The organism is Novosphingobium resinovorum (assembly GCF_036352595.1).
Classification (GTDB): domain Bacteria; phylum Pseudomonadota; class Alphaproteobacteria; order Sphingomonadales; family Sphingomonadaceae; genus Novosphingobium; species Novosphingobium resinovorum_B.
This window is the reverse complement of record NZ_JAZFAX010000008.1, coordinates 20,338-34,784: the sequence shown is the minus strand read 5'-3', so window position 1 is coordinate 34,784 and position 14,447 is coordinate 20,338. Positions and strand designations below refer to the sequence as shown.

Genomic DNA, 14,447 nt, shown 5'->3' with positions numbered 1-14,447 from the left:
GGTGTCATGCGCGAAGCGACGTCGTTCCGCCAAGGCTTCGTCGGGAGACTTATAAAGCCTGCGGCGCGATTCCGCTGGCATATCCCCACCCTCGTCATTGCGAGCGCAGCGAAGCAATCCAGCGCGGAGTAACACTGCCCTGGATTGCTTCGCTACGCTCGCAATGACGAATGGGGAGGACGTAGCCCCCAACGCCGCTGCACGCGCAGCGACGACAGTATGGGGGTCTGGGGCGATGGCCCCAGGACTTCTACTTCCGCCTGTACCGGAAGTACCACACCTCATGCCCGTAAACCGTACGCGCCTTGTGCTCGTAGCGAGTCTGCGGCCAACCGCCGGGGCGAACCTGAAAGTCGCCGGGCTTCTCGCATAGCCACTCGAACTGTTCGGTATGCCGCTGCATCACCATCAGTGCGTGGCGCAGGTAGATCGCGTGGTCGGTGCCGAAGCGGAACTCGCCGCCGGGCCTGAGCTTGGCGGCGAACATGTCGACCGGACCGTCGTTCATCATCCGGCGCTTGGCGTGGCGCGCCTTGGGCCAGGGGTCCGGGTGCAGCAGGTAGAGGAACGAGAGTGAGCCGTCCGGAATGCGCGCCAGCGCTTCCAGTGCATCGCCGTGATGGATGCGCACGTTGCCGATCGGCGGGTGCGCTCCGTTGTCGCCGCTGACGTGGGTAAGTGCCTGCGCCACGCCGTTGAGGAAGGGCTCGGCGCCGATGAAGCCGTGGTCGGGCAGCATGTCGGCGCGCTGCGCCATGTGTTCGCCGCCGCCGAAGCCGATCTCGAAGTGGAGCGGGCGATCGTCGCCGAACAGCACCTGCGCGGTGATCGGGCCTTCTTCGGGCATGGAGATACGGGGAAGCAGGTCGTCGACGAGGCCCTGCTGCGCGGCGCGCAGGGGCTTGCCCTTGGCGCGGCCGTAGAGGCGGTTGAGCGTGGTCGGATCGCCTGATTTGTAAGCCGTCATGGCGCGCGCCGATACACAAGGGGGCCGGGACTCGCAATCGCGCATAGTTGCGCGGCGCAACTTGGCGGACCGAAATGCGGATTGCCGAGCATGTGTCGCCCTGCTTTATCCCGGTCATGCTGCGCGCCATCTTCCTCCTTCTCGCCTGCCAGCTTGCGGGCGAAGCGATCCATCGCATCACGAGCCTGCCCCTGCCCGGCGCGGTCATCGGCATGGTCCTGCTGGTCGGATGGCTGGCGCTGGTCCCGCGAGAGCGGCCGACGCTGACCGTGGTGACCGGCTGGCTCACCGCGCACCTGTCCATCATGTTCGTTCCCGCCGCCGTCGGGCTGATCGAGGAAGGCCCGGTTCTTTCGCGGTACGGCGTGGGGCTGGTGACGGCCACGGTCGCCTCCACGCTGCTGACGCTGATCGTGACGGCGCTGGTATTCCGCTGGGCTTTTGCCCGCTTCGTGCCGGAGGGCGAGGCGTGAGCGATCCCGCACTGCTGGCGACGCCGCTGCTCTGGCTGACGGTCACGCTGGGCGTGTTCGAGGTCTTCGACTCCCTATCGAAGCGCTGCAACCGCCATCCGCTGCTGCATCCGGTGCTCTGGACCACCCCGGTGCTGATCGCCTTGCTGCTGGCGAGCGGCACCTCCTACGAAACATACAAGGCCGCGACGTTCCCGGTCAGCTTCCTGCTCGGCCCGGCGGTCGTCGGGCTGGCGGTGCCGGTCTGGCGCGAGCGGGCACGCATTCGCCGGCTGGCCATACCGATCGTGCTGGCGCTGGGTGCGGGCGCGGTGACCTCGATCGTCAGCGCGGTCGGCGTGCTGGTGCTGTTCGGCGCGCCGCGCGAGATCCTCGCCTCGATCGCGCCGAGGGCGACCACCACGCCCGTCGCGATGGCCGTGGCGGGGCAGCTTCGCGGTGTCCCGGCGCTGGCGGCGGTGATCGTGCTGTTCGCGGGCGTCTTCGGCGCGATGGTCGCGACGCCGCTGCTCAATGCGCTGGGTCTGGGTGACTACCGCGCGCGCGGCTTTGCCCTCGGCGTTGCCGCACATGGGATCGGCACCGCGCGGGCGTTTCAGGTGGACGCGACGGCTGGCGCGATGGCGAGCTTGGCGATGGCGCTCAATGCCGTGGTGACGGCGGCGCTGCTGTCGGTGGTGGCGCTGCTAGTTTGAGGGTGTGCGTGGCCGCCGGGGGCTTCGACAAGCTCAGCCTGAGCGGGGTTTAGAAACCAGCTCTCAAAACCGCTCAGGCTGAGCTTGTCGAAGCCCCGGCGGCAAGGCCCAGCCGCTCACAAAACAACGGCCCGCCCCTCGAGAGGGCAGGCCGCCTTGGTTCCTGCAAGGGGTGCAGGGTAATCTGGCTTATGCCGCTTCGGCAGCTTCGTCCGGATCGCGCAGGACGTAGCCGCGGCCCCACACGGTCTCGATGTAGTTGGCGCCGCCGCAGGCATGCGCGAGCTTCTTGCGCAGCTTGCAGATGAAGACGTCGATGATCTTCAGTTCAGGCTCGTCCATGCCGCCGTAGAGGTGGTTGAGGAACATTTCCTTGGTCAGCGTGGTGCCCTTGCGCAGCGAGAGCAACTCCAGCATCGCATATTCCTTGCCGGTCAGGTGCACGCGGGCGCCATCGACCTCGACCGTCTTGGCGTCGAGGTTGGTGACCAGCTTGCCGGTGCGGATGACCGACTGCGAGTGGCCCTTCGAACGACGCACGACCGCGTGGATGCGGGCGATCAGTTCCTCGCGGTGGAACGGCTTGGTCACGTAGTCGTCCGCGCCGAAGCCGAACGAGCGGACCTTGCTGTCCATCTCCGAGATGCCCGACAGGATCAGCACCGGCGTCTGCACCTTGGCGACGCGCAGCTTCTTCAGCACGTCGTAGCCGTGCATGTCCGGCAGGTTGAGGTCGAGAAGGATGATGTCGTAGTCATACAACTTGCCCAGATCGAGGCCTTCCTCGCCCAGATCGGTGGAGTAGACGTTGAATCCTTCCGCCGTCAGCATGAGCTCGATAGCCCGGGCCGTGGTCGGTTCATCCTCGATCAGCAGCACTCGCATGGGTCGGTTCCTTCTTGCCCCCGATGCCCGCGGCTGACGCAGCCTTTGCGGACATTGCGTTGTATTAACCATATGACCAATGAAGGTTAAAGGTTAATTCGTCGTAAACGCCGGATTTTCCCTTAAGGATTTTTAATGGGTTGGTCGGCGTCGAGGCGCGCGAGCCGCGCCACTGCTGCCCAGAACGGTGGATGCTGGTTAATGTTAAGGATGCTCGGATCAAAAATGCAAACGATTTGATCCGGCGCGTATCTTAACCTGCCGCCTCGCCCGGCACCCGCATGGGCCGGGGCGCAAAGCGTTGCCGCGCGGCCGGGCGGTCGATCCGCTTGAGGTAGCTCCACAGTCCGCACTGCAGGCCGATCAGCATCAGGATGAAGGGCTGGAAGGCGATGCCCACGAACAGCGAGCCGATCATGTAGACCACCTGCGCCAGTTGCAGCGCCACCGCCAGAGGTGCCGCCCATGCCTCGTGCGACTCCTGGCGATCCTTCCACCGACGCCGGATCATCTCCATCTGGACAAGGCCGGAGATCTGCAGCAGCAGCCAGAGGGCAAAGCCGGGATAGCCCTGCTCGCCCAGCATCTCGAAATAGCTGGAGTGGAAGGCGCGGCCGGTCTCTATAATCGGCGTGCGGGTGATGGTGACATTGCTGCCGGTCCTGGAGGTGGAGACGGTGTCATAGGCGACCTTGCTCGACAGGTAGACTTCGAATCCGCCGCCGAAGGGATGGTCCTTGGCGTAGCCCATCGTCCACTTCCACACGCCGATTCGCGTTCCCGCCGACTGATCGGACTGGTGATCCTCGATCGTGTTCATGCGCGCCAGGAAGCTCTGCGGCAGGAACGGCGTGGCGATCACCACCGCCAGCGCCATGCCCGCCGAGAGCGCGACCCGGTGCTTGGCGGTGCGCAAGTAGAGCCCCGCGAGAATCCCCAGGCAGACGAGGCCGGTGCGCGCCTGCGTCCCGATCGGGATCAGCGAACAGGCGAAGATCAGCGCGGCGGTGAACAGCCACACCCGCCAGTCGGAGGGAAAGATCGTCCCGTACTTCGCCAGCCACACCGCCACCGGGATCAGCGCGATGGCGACGCACGAGATGATCGAGCCTTCATAAAGGCCGGTGTTGTTGTCCACGAAGATGCGCAAGGTGCCGTAGCCGCTGCCGCCCATCGCGGTCTTGAGCCCGCCGTCGATGATGAGCGCGCTGGCCGAAAGCACCATGACCAGCGCCACCGCCTCGATCCTCAGGCGGGTGCGCAGGGTCAGCGGCAGGAACATCGCGAAGACCAGCGCCTTCCACACCCACGACCATTTGGTCAGCGCTTCCACCGGATAGTCGGCGCGCAGCGTGGTTATGGCGCAATAGAGCAGCAGCACCCCCATCAGCCCCTGCCGCCAGGTAAAGCGCGAATCGCTCTTGTCGTCGAACACCAGCCAGCCGAGGAAGGCCGCCGAGAAGGCGATCAGCGATGTCGGGAGTTGCGTCAGGAAGCCCCAGGAGATGATCTGCGGGGCGACGATGTCGACATAGAGATAGCACAACACCCAGATGAACGGCCGCTTGAGGCCGAGCAGGATGAGGCAGGCGAAGAAGCCGGTGAGCCCGAGATTAAGCATCGCCGTCCGATTCCCCGGTCGATTCGCCCGCCGCCGCGCGGTTCACCCGCATCGGCGTGCCCGGCCCCCGGCGCTTGCGCGCATTGAGGTCCGGCCCTTCCGAATCGAGGTCCGGACGCCACACCAGGCGCCATGCCGCAAGCAGCAGCAGTCCGTGCGATATGGCGAGGGCCAGGATATCAACCATTGCCAGCCGGTTAGCAGACCCAAGTTGACGCGGCGTTAAGCGTTCCCCGCTAGGAAATGCGACCTATGACCCGCATTCTTCATGTGCTCGACCATTCGCTGCCGATCCACAGCGGCTACACCTTCCGCACCCGCGCGATCCTCAAGGCGCAGCAGGCGCTGGGGCTCGACGTGCGGGCGGTGACCGGCCCGCGCTACAACGAGGGCGATGGGGTGGTCGAGGAACATGACGGCCTCCTGTTCCACCGCGCCGGCGGCAAGCTGTCCGGCCCGGTATCCGGTGTGCCGGGCCTGCGCGAATGGCGCGAGATCGGCCTGTTCGCGGCGGGCATCGACAAAGTCGTGCAGCAGTGGCGTCCCGACGTGATCCATGCGCACAGTCCCGTGCTGTGCGGCCAGGCCGCGCTGAAGGTGGCACGCAGCTACGGGATTCCCCTCGTCTACGAGATCCGCGCCTTCTGGGAGGACGCCGCCGTGGGCAATGGCACCGGGACCGAGGGCTCGCTCAAGTATCGGCTCACCCGCGCGCTGGAAACGCATGTGGTGCGCGAGGCCGATGCGGTGGTGACCATCTGCGAGGGCCTGCGGGCCGACCTTGCCGCCCGCGGCATTCCCGAAGGCAAGATCACCGTCATGCCCAACGGGGTCGACCTTGCGCTGTTCGGCACTCCCCTTCCGCGCGACGAGGACTTCGCACGGGAATTGGGTCTGGACGGCCCGGTGATCGGCTTCATCGGCAGCTTCTACGACTATGAAGGGCTCGACGTGCTGATCGACGCGATGCCCGCGCTCGTCGCCCGCCAGCCGCGCGCAAAGCTGCTCATGGTCGGCGGCGGCCCGCGCGAGGAGGCCTTGCGCGCGCAGGCCGCGGCCTCCCCGGTGGCGGAGGCGATCCGCTTCGTCGGCCGCGTGCCGCACCATGAGGTCGACCGCTACTACGCGTTGTGCGACGTGATGGCCTATCCGCGCAAGAAGAGCCGCCTGACCGACCTCGTCACGCCGCTGAAGCCCCTCGAGGCGATGGCGCAGGGCAAGCTCGTCGCGGCCAGCGACGTCGGCGGCCACCGCGAACTGGTGACCGATGGCTTGACCGGAGTGCTGTTCACCCCCGACGATGCACAGGCCTGCGCCGATTCGCTGGCCCGGCTGCTCGATGCCCGCGAAGACTGGGAATCCTACCGGAACGCGGGCCGCGAACATGTGGAAACCCGGCACGACTGGGCCGAGAACGCCCGTCGTTATCCTCTCGTTTACCAAATGCTGGCAGCAAAGACCGATCAAGCAGGGCTGGGAGCCGCCGCCTGATGGCGCGCAAAGGTCCAACACACGAGGTAATTCCAGTGGCCGATTCCAGAGGCTCCGACCAGCCGATCACCCGCCACCCGCTGTTTCCCGCCATCGTCGCGCTGTGGTTCGGCGCGCTCGCGGGGCTGGGCAGCATCGTCGTCAGTTCCTCGACGATCGAGGGCGTGGTGATGCTGCTGGGGATCGACAAGGTGATCCCGATGGCCGCGCCGCCGCTCGGCACGACCATGCGGATCCTGCTGGCGCTGGGCATGACCGGCCTTGGCGCCGCGATCGGCGGCGTGATCGCGCGCCGCATCTCCAGAGGCGCGCCCGCGCTCCAGCGCCGTGACGGCATCGAGGCCGAAGCAGTCGAGGATACCGGGGAGCAGCCGGCACCGGTCGCCACCGGAACCCGCCGCCGCCGCGCCCTGGCGATCGAGCCCGAGGCCGCCCCGGCGGCCGAGGAGCGCGCGCCGCTGCCCGGCGACGTCGCCGCGACGATCGAGGCCGCGCAAATCCTCAACGTCGCCGAATTCGACATCGACAGCTTCGACGAAGCCCCCGCCGAAGCGGTTTTCCACCGTCCCGCCGCGTTCCAGAGCGCCGCTCCCGAACCGGTCGCCGCAGAGGACATCGACGAGAGCGACAATCTGCCCGCCTGGCTCGATGCCGAGTCCGCATGGCGCGATCCGGCGCCGGGCTTCACCTCCCAGCGCGGCGTGTTCACCACGCCTCCGGGCGCGCAAGTGTTCCAGGCGCAGCTCGAAGCCGCCGAGGAAGCCGGCCAGAAAGCATCCGGGGCCGAAACCGAGGTCACCGCGCCGATCGGCAGCCGCTTGTTCGAAGCCTATTCGCGCGAACTTTCGCCGCGTGCCGACGATTCGGTCTCGGTATCGATCTCCGGCGCCGAGCCCGGATTCAAGCTCCTGCCGCGCCTGCCGCAAGGCGACTGGACGGCACAGAACGACACCGAGGCGGCACCTAGCGACACCCAGCAGGACGAAAAGGCCGAAGCTGCGGACGATAGCGCCGTCGATGCGCCCGCGTTCGCTCCGCACGTCGCCGCCGCCGAAGAGGTCGATCCGGCCCCGCTGGCGCAAGCCGCCGAGGAAGCCCCTTTCGAAGCGCATGGCGCCGCCGATCGCATCGTCCGGACCGATCTCGGATCGCTGTCGCAGGTCGAACTGCTCGAGCGGCTCGCACTTGCCATGGAGCGCCGCCGCGAGGAAGCGCGCCGCGCCGCGGAGGCGGTCGCGATCGTGCCGGAAGCCGTCGTGGCCCCGTTCGCCGCTCCGGTGATCGGGCATGAGGTTGCGGAAGGTTTCGTCGAAACGCAGCCGCAGGAGCCCGAGGCAGCCTGGCCGCCGGTTTCGCCTGTCGCTGCGATGCCGACGACGCTGCGCCCGGTCGGGCTCGACCCGATCGGTGACGATCATGCCGAGCCGCTGCCCGGCTACGTGCCGCCGCGTCATATCGGCCTGGCTTCGCAGGCGGACGGCTACGGCGAAGAGGCGCCGGGCTTCGACCCGCACGCCGCGATTCCCTTCCCGTCGAGCCCGTTCACGGCGGACCCCGAGGCTGAGGATGAGGACGAGGACGTCGTCCTGCAGCAGGGCTATTCCTCGCTGCTGAACCTTTCGCGCCACGCGGCGGTGCGCAAGCCGTTCCTCCAGTTCGGCGAACCCGACGAGGCCGGCGACGAGATCGCCCACGCAACGCCGGTCGTGTCCGCCGAGGATGCTGCCGATGCCACCGACGAACCCGCTCCCTTCGGCCGCCCCGTGCTGCTGCCCGATCCCGTGGGCGAGGCCCCGCCGGAACCCGAGGAGCGCCCCTTCGATGCTCCCCGCAACGATCCGGAGGCCACCGAACGCGCCTTGCGCGCGGCTCTGGCCACGCTCCAGCGGATGAGCGGAGCGGCCTGAGTCCCTTTACAGCGTTGCTTTCTGAACACACAAAACCCCCGTCCGGCGCAATCCGGGCGGGGTTTTTGATAATAAAATGCCGAGAATACCGTCATTCGCGCCATGTTGCTGCGCGGCCCATCTTGTTCGCCATTGCAAAACGGTCCCTGAATCGTCATGGGGACCGTGGGGTCACTATGCCGCGTGGGGTCGTTCGCACGATTCGGTGCGAGTCCGCAGGCATGCCCAGTGATCCCCTGCCAAACGGCGCCAAAAAACACAGGATGGGTTTATATCGATGGGATTTCCTAAGCCCCAGGGCCTCTATGACGCGCGCAATGAACACGACGCCTGCGGTGTGGGCTTCGTCGCCCATATCAAGGGCCAGAAAAACCACGCGATCATTACCCAGGCTCTGGAGATTCTGAAAAACATCGACCACCGCGGTGCGGTGGGCGCCGACCCCCTGCTGGGTGACGGCGCGGGCATCCTGACCCAGATTCCCGATGCGCTGCTGCGCACCTGGGCCACTTCCGAGGGCCTCGAACTGCCGCAGGCGGGCGACTACGCGGTCGCCATGTGCTTCCTGCCGCAGGACGATGCCTCGCGCGAGATGATCGTCTCGGTGTTCGAGAAGTTCATCAAGAAGGAAGGCCAGCACCTGATCGGCTGGCGCGACGTGCCCGTCACGCTCGACGGCCTCGGCAAGACCGTGCTCGAATCGATGCCGGTCATCCGCCAGTGCATCGTCGGGCGCGGTGAAAGCTGCGCCGACCAGAACGCCTTCGAGCGCAAGATCCTGGCGATCCGCAAGCAGACCCAGAACCCGCTGGCGGCGCTGGCCGAGAAGCATGACATGCCGGGGCTCACCGAGCTTTACATGCCCAGCTTCTCGACCCGCACGATCGTCTACAAGGGCCTGCTGCTGGCGACCCAGGTGGGCTCGTTCTACGACGACCTGCGCAACCCGGAATTCGTCTCGGCTCTGGGCCTCGTGCACCAGCGCTTCTCGACGAACACCTTCCCGAGCTGGAAGCTGGCGCACCCGTTCCGCTTCATGGCGCACAACGGCGAGATCAACACCGTTCGCGGCAACGTGAACTGGATGAACGCGCGCCGCCGCACCATGGAATCCGAGCTGCTCGGCGCCGACCTCGACAAGATGTGGCCGCTGATCCCGCACGGCCAGTCGGACACCGCGTGCCTCGACAACGCGCTCGAACTGCTGATCGCGGGCGGATACTCCATGGTTCACGCCATGATGATCCTGGTGCCCGAGGCATGGGCGGGCAACCCGCTGATGACTCCGGAACGCCGCGCGTTCTATGAATACCACGCCGCGCTGATGGAGCCGTGGGACGGCCCGGCCGCCGTCGCCTTCACCGATGGCCGCCAGATCGGCGCCACGCTGGACCGCAATGGCCTGCGCCCCGCGCGCTTCCTCGTCACCGACGACGACCTGTGCGTCATGGCGTCCGAGAGCGGCGTCCTTCCGATCAAGGAAGACAACATCGTGCGCAAGTGGCGTCTCCAGCCCGGCCGCATGCTGCTGATCGACTTCGAGGAAGGCCGCATCATCGAGGACGAGGAGATCAAGACCAAGCTGGCCGAGGCCGAGCCCTACGAAGAGTGGCTCGACCGCACGCAGTACAAGCTGGCCGATCTCGACGTGATCGAACCCGAACTGGCCGAGCTGCCCAAGCCCACCGGCACGCTGCTCGATCGCCAGCAGGCGTTTGGCTACACGCAGGAAGACACCACGCGCTTCCTCGAGCCGATGGCCGTGAACGCCGACGATCCGCTCGGCTCGATGGGCACCGACACGCCAATCCCGGTGCTGTCGCACAAGTCGCGACTGCTCTACGACTACTTCAAGCAGAACTTCGCGCAGGTCACCAACCCGCCGATCGACCCGATCCGCGAGGAACTGGTGATGAGCCTGGTCACCATGATCGGCCCGCGCCCGAACCTGCTGGGTCATGACGCCGGCACGCACAAGCGCCTCGAAGTCAGCCAGCCGATCCTGACCGACCTTGGCCTTGCCAAGATCCGCTCGGTGGAGGCCGCGCTCGACGGCGCGTTCCGCACCGGCACCATCGACATGACCTGGGACGCCAAGACCGGCGCCGCAGGGCTTGAGCTGGCAATCAAGGAAATGTGCTGGGCCGCGACCGAAGCGGTGCTGGCGGACAAGAACATCCTGATCCTGTCCGACCGCAGCGTCGGCCCGGACCGGATCGCCATGCCCGCGCTGCTGGCGACGGCGGCCGTCCACCACCACCTCGTCCGCCAGGGCCTGCGCATGCAGACCGGCCTTGTCGTGGAAACCGGCGAAGCGCGTGAAGTTCACCACTTCTGCGCTCTGGCGGGCTACGGCGCCGAAGCGATCAACCCCTACCTCGCGCTGGAAACCATCGAGGAAATGCGGGTGCGCAAGAACCTGCCGGTCTCGGCCGAGCAGGCGGCGAAGAACTACGTCTACGCCATCGGCAAGGGCATCCGTAAGGTCATGTCCAAGATGGGCATCTCGACCTATCAGTCGTACTGCGGCGCGCAGATTTTCGACGCGGTCGGCCTGTCCACGGCGTTCGTAGATAAGTACTTCTCCGGAACCGCCACCACCATCGAGGGTGCGGGCCTTGCCGAGATCGCGGAAGAGACCGTGCGCCGTCACGATGCGGCTTACGGCGACAACCCGGTCTTCAAGAACATGCTCGACGTGGGCGGCATCTACGGATCGCGCGTGCGCGGCGAGGAACATGCCTGGACCAGCGAGAACATCGGCCTGCTCCAGCACGCCGTTCGCGGCAACGTGCCTGAAAAGTACCGCGCCTTCGCTCAGACCATCAACGACCAGTCGGAGCGCATGCTCACGATCCGTGGCCTGATGGACTTCGTGCCCGGCCAGTCGATCCACATCGACGACGTCGAGCCCGCAAGCGAGATCGTGAAGCGCTTCGCCACCGGCGCGATGAGCTACGGCTCGATCAGCTGGGAAGCGCACACCACGCTGGCCGTGGCGATGAACCGCATCGGCGGCAAGTCGAACACCGGCGAAGGCGGCGAAGACCCCAAGCGTTTCAAGCCGCTGGACAACGGCGACACCATGCGCTCGTCGATCAAGCAGGTCGCCTCGGGCCGCTTCGGCGTCACCACCGAGTACCTGGTCAACGCCGACGACATCCAGATCAAGATGGCGCAGGGCGCGAAGCCCGGCGAAGGCGGCCAGCTGCCGGGCGACAAGGTGGACAAGACCATCGGCGCCACCCGTCACTCGACCCCGGGCGTCGGCCTGATCTCGCCGCCGCCGCACCATGACATCTACTCGATCGAAGACATCGCGCAGCTCATTCACGATCTCAAGAACGTGAACCCGACCAGCCGCGTCTCGGTCAAGCTGGTGTCCGAAGTGGGCGTGGGCACGGTTGCGGCTGGCGTCTCCAAGGCGCGTGCGGACCACATCACGATCTCGGGCTACGAAGGCGGCACCGGCGCTTCGCCGCTGACCTCGCTGACGCACGCGGGTTCGCCTTGGGAAATCGGCCTCGCCGAAACCCAGCAGACCCTGCTGCTCAACAACCTGCGCAGCCGCGTGGTGGTCCAGGCCGACGGCGGCCTGCGCACCGGCCGCGACGTCGCGGTTGCCGCACTGCTGGGCGCGGAAGAGTTCGGCTTCGCCACCGCACCGCTGATCGCGGCGGGCTGCATCATGATGCGCAAGTGCCACCTCAACACCTGCCCGGTGGGCGTGGCCACGCAGAACCCGGTGCTGCGCGCGCGCTTCACCGGCCAGCCCGAGCACGTCATCAACTACTTCTTCTTCGTGGCGGAAGAACTGCGCGCGATCATGGCCGAACTCGGCTTCCGCACCATCCCCGAGATGGTCGGCCGCGTCGATCGCCTCGACATGAAGAAGGCGATCAGCCACTGGAAGGCCAAGGGCGTTGACCTGTCCAAGGTGCTCTACCAGGCACCGCTGGGCGACGGCCCCTCGCTGGGCTGGAGCGAAGTGCAGGACCACGGCCTCGAACACGCGCTCGACAACGTGCTGATCGAGGGCGCTGCCGATGCTCTGGAAAAGCGCGAAGCCGTCCGCATCGAAAAGCCCGTCATCAACGTCAACCGCACGGTCGGCGCGATGCTCTCGGGCGAGGTGGCGCGTCGCTACGGCCATGACGGTCTGCCCGACAACACGATCAACGTGAAGCTCACCGGCGTCGCCGGCCAGAGCTTCGCCGCCTGGCTTGCCCACGGCGTCACGCTCGACCTGACCGGCGATGCCAACGACTACGTCGGCAAGGGCCTGTCGGGCGGCCGCGTGATCGTGCGCCAGCCGAGCCATGTGAACCGTGATCCGCTCAAGAACATCATCGTCGGCAACACCGTGCTCTACGGCGCGATCTCCGGCGAGGCGTTCTTCAACGGCGTCGGCGGCGAGCGCTTCGCGGTCCGAAACTCGGGCGCGATCGCGGTCGTCGAAGGCTGCGGCGATCATGGCTGCGAGTACATGACCGGCGGCGTGGTGATGGTGCTGGGCAAGACCGGCCGCAACTTCGCGGCGGGCATGTCGGGCGGCATCGCCTACGTCTACGACGAGGACGGCGAGTTCGCGAAGCTGGTCAACCCCTCGATGGTGGACCTGCAGCCGATCTCGGCCGAAGCCGACGAAGATGAGGGTACGGGCCGTCCCCAGCAGCGCACCGTCTCGGTTCGCGACCTGGGCATGGGCGACATGCTGCGCCACGATGCGGAGCGCCTGCGCATCCTGCTCGAACGCCACCACCTGCACACCGGCTCGAAAAGGGCCCGCGCATTGCTCGACGACTGGGCAACCACGCTGGGCAAGTTCGTCAAGGTGATGCCGCGCGACTTCGCGAAGGCCCTGCGCCAGCAGGAGGCCGAACGCCTCGAAGCCGCCTCGGTCGCAGCAGAATAAGATTTAGGAACGTATCACAATGGGCAAGGAAACTGGCTTCCTCGAACTCGACCGCAAGGACCGTACGTACGGTCCGGTCGAGGATCGCCTCAAGAACTACAACGAGTTCGTCGTCCCCCTCTCGCCCGAGGCGCTGAAGGCACAGGCGTCGCGCTGCATGAACTGCGGCGTGCCGCACTGCCACACCGGCTGCCCGGTCAACAACATCATCCCGGACTGGAACCACCTGGTCTACGAGGACGACTTCCGCAACGCGCTGGAAGTCCTCCACTCGACCAACAACTTCCCCGAGTTCACCGGCCGCATCTGCCCCGCCCCGTGCGAGGCGGCCTGTACGCTGAACATCATCGACGAGCCCGTGACCATCAAGTCGGTGGAATGCGCGATCGTCGACAAGGGATGGCAGGAAGGCTGGATCACCCCGCAGGTGCCTGAAAAGCGCACCGGCAAGGCGGTCGCCGTCGTCGGCTCCGGCCCGGCGGGCATGGCCTGCGCCCAGCAGCTGGCCCGCGCCGGTCACTCGGTCACGCTGTTCGAGAAGAACGACCGCGTCGGCGGGCTGATGCGTTACGGCATCCCCGACTTCAAGATGGAGAAGCACCTCATCAACCGCCGCCTCGTGCAGATGATGGCGGAAGGTGTCGAGGTGAAGACCTCGGTTGAAGTGGGCGTCACCGTCTCGGTCGCCTCGCTCAAGGAAAACTTCGATGCGGTGGTCTTCGCCGGCGGTGCGGAAGACCCGCGCCCGCTCGCGATCCCCGGCTTCGAGCTTCCGGGCGTGCGCTACGCGATGGAGTTCCTGACCCAGCAGAACAAGCGCAACGCCGGCGACGACGAACTGCGCGCCGCCCCGCGCGGCACCCTGTCGGCCACCGGCAAGCACGTCATCGTCATCGGCGGCGGCGATACCGGTTCGGACTGCGTGGGCACCTCCAACCGCCAGGGCGCCGCTTCGGTTACCCAGCTGGAGATCATGCCCAAGCCGCCGACGATGGAAGACAAGGCGCTGTCGTGGCCGTTCTGGCCGCTCAAGCTGCGCACCTCCTCCAGCCACGAGGAAGGCGCCACCCGCGACTGGGCCGTGCTGACCAAGCGCGTCATCGGCGACAACGACGTCAAGGGCCTCGAATGCGTCCGCGTCGAGTGGAAGGGCGGCAAGATGCAGGAGATCGAAGGCAGCGAGTTCACGCTCGAAGCCGACCTGATCTTCCTCGCCATGGGCTTCCTCGGCCCCCGCAAGGCCGGCATGCTCGACCAGTCGGGCGTCGAGCTGGACGCGCGCGGCAACGTGAAGGCGAACGTCTTCGAATACCGCACCAGCGACGAGAAGATCTGGTCCTGCGGCGACATGCGCCGCGGCCAGTCGCTGGTCGTCTGGGCGATCCGCGAAGGCCGCCAGTGCGCGCGTTCGGTGGACGAGGCGCTGATGGGCGTGAGCCAGCTCCCGCGCTGATTATCTGCGTTATCGGATTGAGAGGGGGCGTGCCGAAAGG

At 66.7% G+C, this 14,447-nt stretch carries 10 protein-coding genes; 6 read left to right on the top strand and 4 right to left on the bottom strand.

The window, feature by feature from the left end; all coding sequences use genetic code 11:
• Nucleotides 1–250: 250 nt before the first annotated feature.
• On the bottom strand, nucleotides 251–967 hold the full coding sequence (gene trmB, locus V2S85_RS09795; protein ID WP_330702676.1) for a tRNA (guanine(46)-N(7))-methyltransferase TrmB: 717 nt from the start codon (nucleotides 965–967) through the stop codon (nucleotides 251–253).
• 74 nt (nucleotides 968–1,041) lie between these two features.
• On the opposite strand from trmB, the gene V2S85_RS09790 reads away from it, so the two are divergent.
• Together V2S85_RS09790 and V2S85_RS09785 are read left to right on the top strand one after the other, a co-directional pair.
• The gene (locus V2S85_RS09790; RefSeq protein ID WP_330702675.1) at nucleotides 1,042–1,440 is read left to right on the top strand and encodes a CidA/LrgA family protein; all 399 of its coding nucleotides are present in this window, start codon (nucleotides 1,042–1,044) and stop codon (nucleotides 1,438–1,440) included.
• Complete coding sequence (locus V2S85_RS09785; RefSeq protein WP_330702674.1) at nucleotides 1,437–2,135, top strand: LrgB family protein; 699 nt, start codon at nucleotides 1,437–1,439, stop codon at nucleotides 2,133–2,135. Before V2S85_RS09790 ends, V2S85_RS09785 begins: the two co-directional genes overlap by 4 nt.
• Nucleotides 2,136–2,324: 189 nt before the next feature.
• Here V2S85_RS09785 and ctrA read toward each other — a convergent pair whose 3' ends face one another.
• The 3 genes from ctrA to V2S85_RS09770 form a co-directional block, all read right to left on the bottom strand.
• Nucleotides 2,325–3,020, bottom strand: a complete 696-nt coding sequence (gene ctrA / locus V2S85_RS09780) for a response regulator transcription factor CtrA (RefSeq protein ID WP_008832472.1) — start codon at nucleotides 3,018–3,020, stop codon at nucleotides 2,325–2,327.
• A gap of 253 nt (nucleotides 3,021–3,273) precedes the next feature.
• Nucleotides 3,274–4,641 (bottom strand): putative O-glycosylation ligase, exosortase A system-associated, encoded by a 1,368-nt coding sequence (locus V2S85_RS09775; protein ID WP_330702673.1) that lies wholly within the window; start codon nucleotides 4,639–4,641, stop codon nucleotides 3,274–3,276.
• Complete coding sequence (locus V2S85_RS09770; protein ID WP_330702672.1) at nucleotides 4,634–4,828, bottom strand: hypothetical protein; 195 nt, start codon at nucleotides 4,826–4,828, stop codon at nucleotides 4,634–4,636. Before V2S85_RS09770 ends, V2S85_RS09775 begins: the two co-directional genes overlap by 8 nt.
• 65 nt (nucleotides 4,829–4,893) lie before the next feature.
• On the opposite strand from V2S85_RS09770, the gene V2S85_RS09765 reads away from it, so the two are divergent.
• The 4 genes from V2S85_RS09765 (at nucleotide 4,894) to V2S85_RS09750 (ending at nucleotide 14,407) form a co-directional block, all read left to right on the top strand.
• Nucleotides 4,894–6,132 carry a TIGR04063 family PEP-CTERM/XrtA system glycosyltransferase gene (locus V2S85_RS09765; protein WP_330702671.1) on the top strand — a complete coding sequence of 413 codons (1,239 nt, stop codon included), beginning with the start codon at nucleotides 4,894–4,896 and terminating at the stop codon, nucleotides 6,130–6,132.
• A gap of 35 nt (nucleotides 6,133–6,167) precedes the next feature.
• Entirely contained in the window at nucleotides 6,168–8,039 is a 1,872-nt protein-coding gene (locus V2S85_RS09760; protein ID WP_330702670.1) for a hypothetical protein, read from the top strand.
• A 277-nt stretch (nucleotides 8,040–8,316) separates the two neighbouring features.
• A complete protein-coding gene (gene gltB / locus V2S85_RS09755; protein WP_330702669.1) occupies nucleotides 8,317–12,954 on the top strand; it encodes a glutamate synthase large subunit in 4,638 nt (1,545 codons plus the stop codon).
• A gap of 19 nt (nucleotides 12,955–12,973) precedes the next feature.
• Nucleotides 12,974–14,407: a glutamate synthase subunit beta gene (locus tag V2S85_RS09750; protein WP_330702668.1), complete on the top strand. Its 1,434-nt coding sequence runs from the start codon at nucleotides 12,974–12,976 to the stop codon at nucleotides 14,405–14,407.
• Nucleotides 14,408–14,447 lie beyond the last annotated feature (40 nt).

What these genes read in the sequence shown, in the direction of transcription:
- trmB (WP_330702676.1), bottom strand. Translation starts at nt 967, where the DNA reads ATGACGGCTTACAAATCAGGCGATCCGACCACGCTCAACCGCCTCTAC.
- V2S85_RS09790 (WP_330702675.1), top strand. Translation starts at nt 1,042, where the DNA reads ATGCGGATTGCCGAGCATGTGTCGCCCTGCTTTATCCCGGTCATGCTG.
- ctrA (WP_008832472.1), bottom strand. Translation starts at nt 3,020, where the DNA reads ATGCGAGTGCTGCTGATCGAGGATGAACCGACCACGGCCCGGGCTATC.
- V2S85_RS09775 (WP_330702673.1), bottom strand. Translation starts at nt 4,641, where the DNA reads ATGCTTAATCTCGGGCTCACCGGCTTCTTCGCCTGCCTCATCCTGCTC.
- V2S85_RS09770 (WP_330702672.1), bottom strand. Translation starts at nt 4,828, where the DNA reads ATGGTTGATATCCTGGCCCTCGCCATATCGCACGGACTGCTGCTGCTT.
- V2S85_RS09765 (WP_330702671.1), top strand. Translation starts at nt 4,894, where the DNA reads ATGACCCGCATTCTTCATGTGCTCGACCATTCGCTGCCGATCCACAGC.
- gltB (WP_330702669.1), top strand. Translation starts at nt 8,317, where the DNA reads ATGGGATTTCCTAAGCCCCAGGGCCTCTATGACGCGCGCAATGAACAC.
- V2S85_RS09750 (WP_330702668.1), top strand. Translation starts at nt 12,974, where the DNA reads ATGGGCAAGGAAACTGGCTTCCTCGAACTCGACCGCAAGGACCGTACG.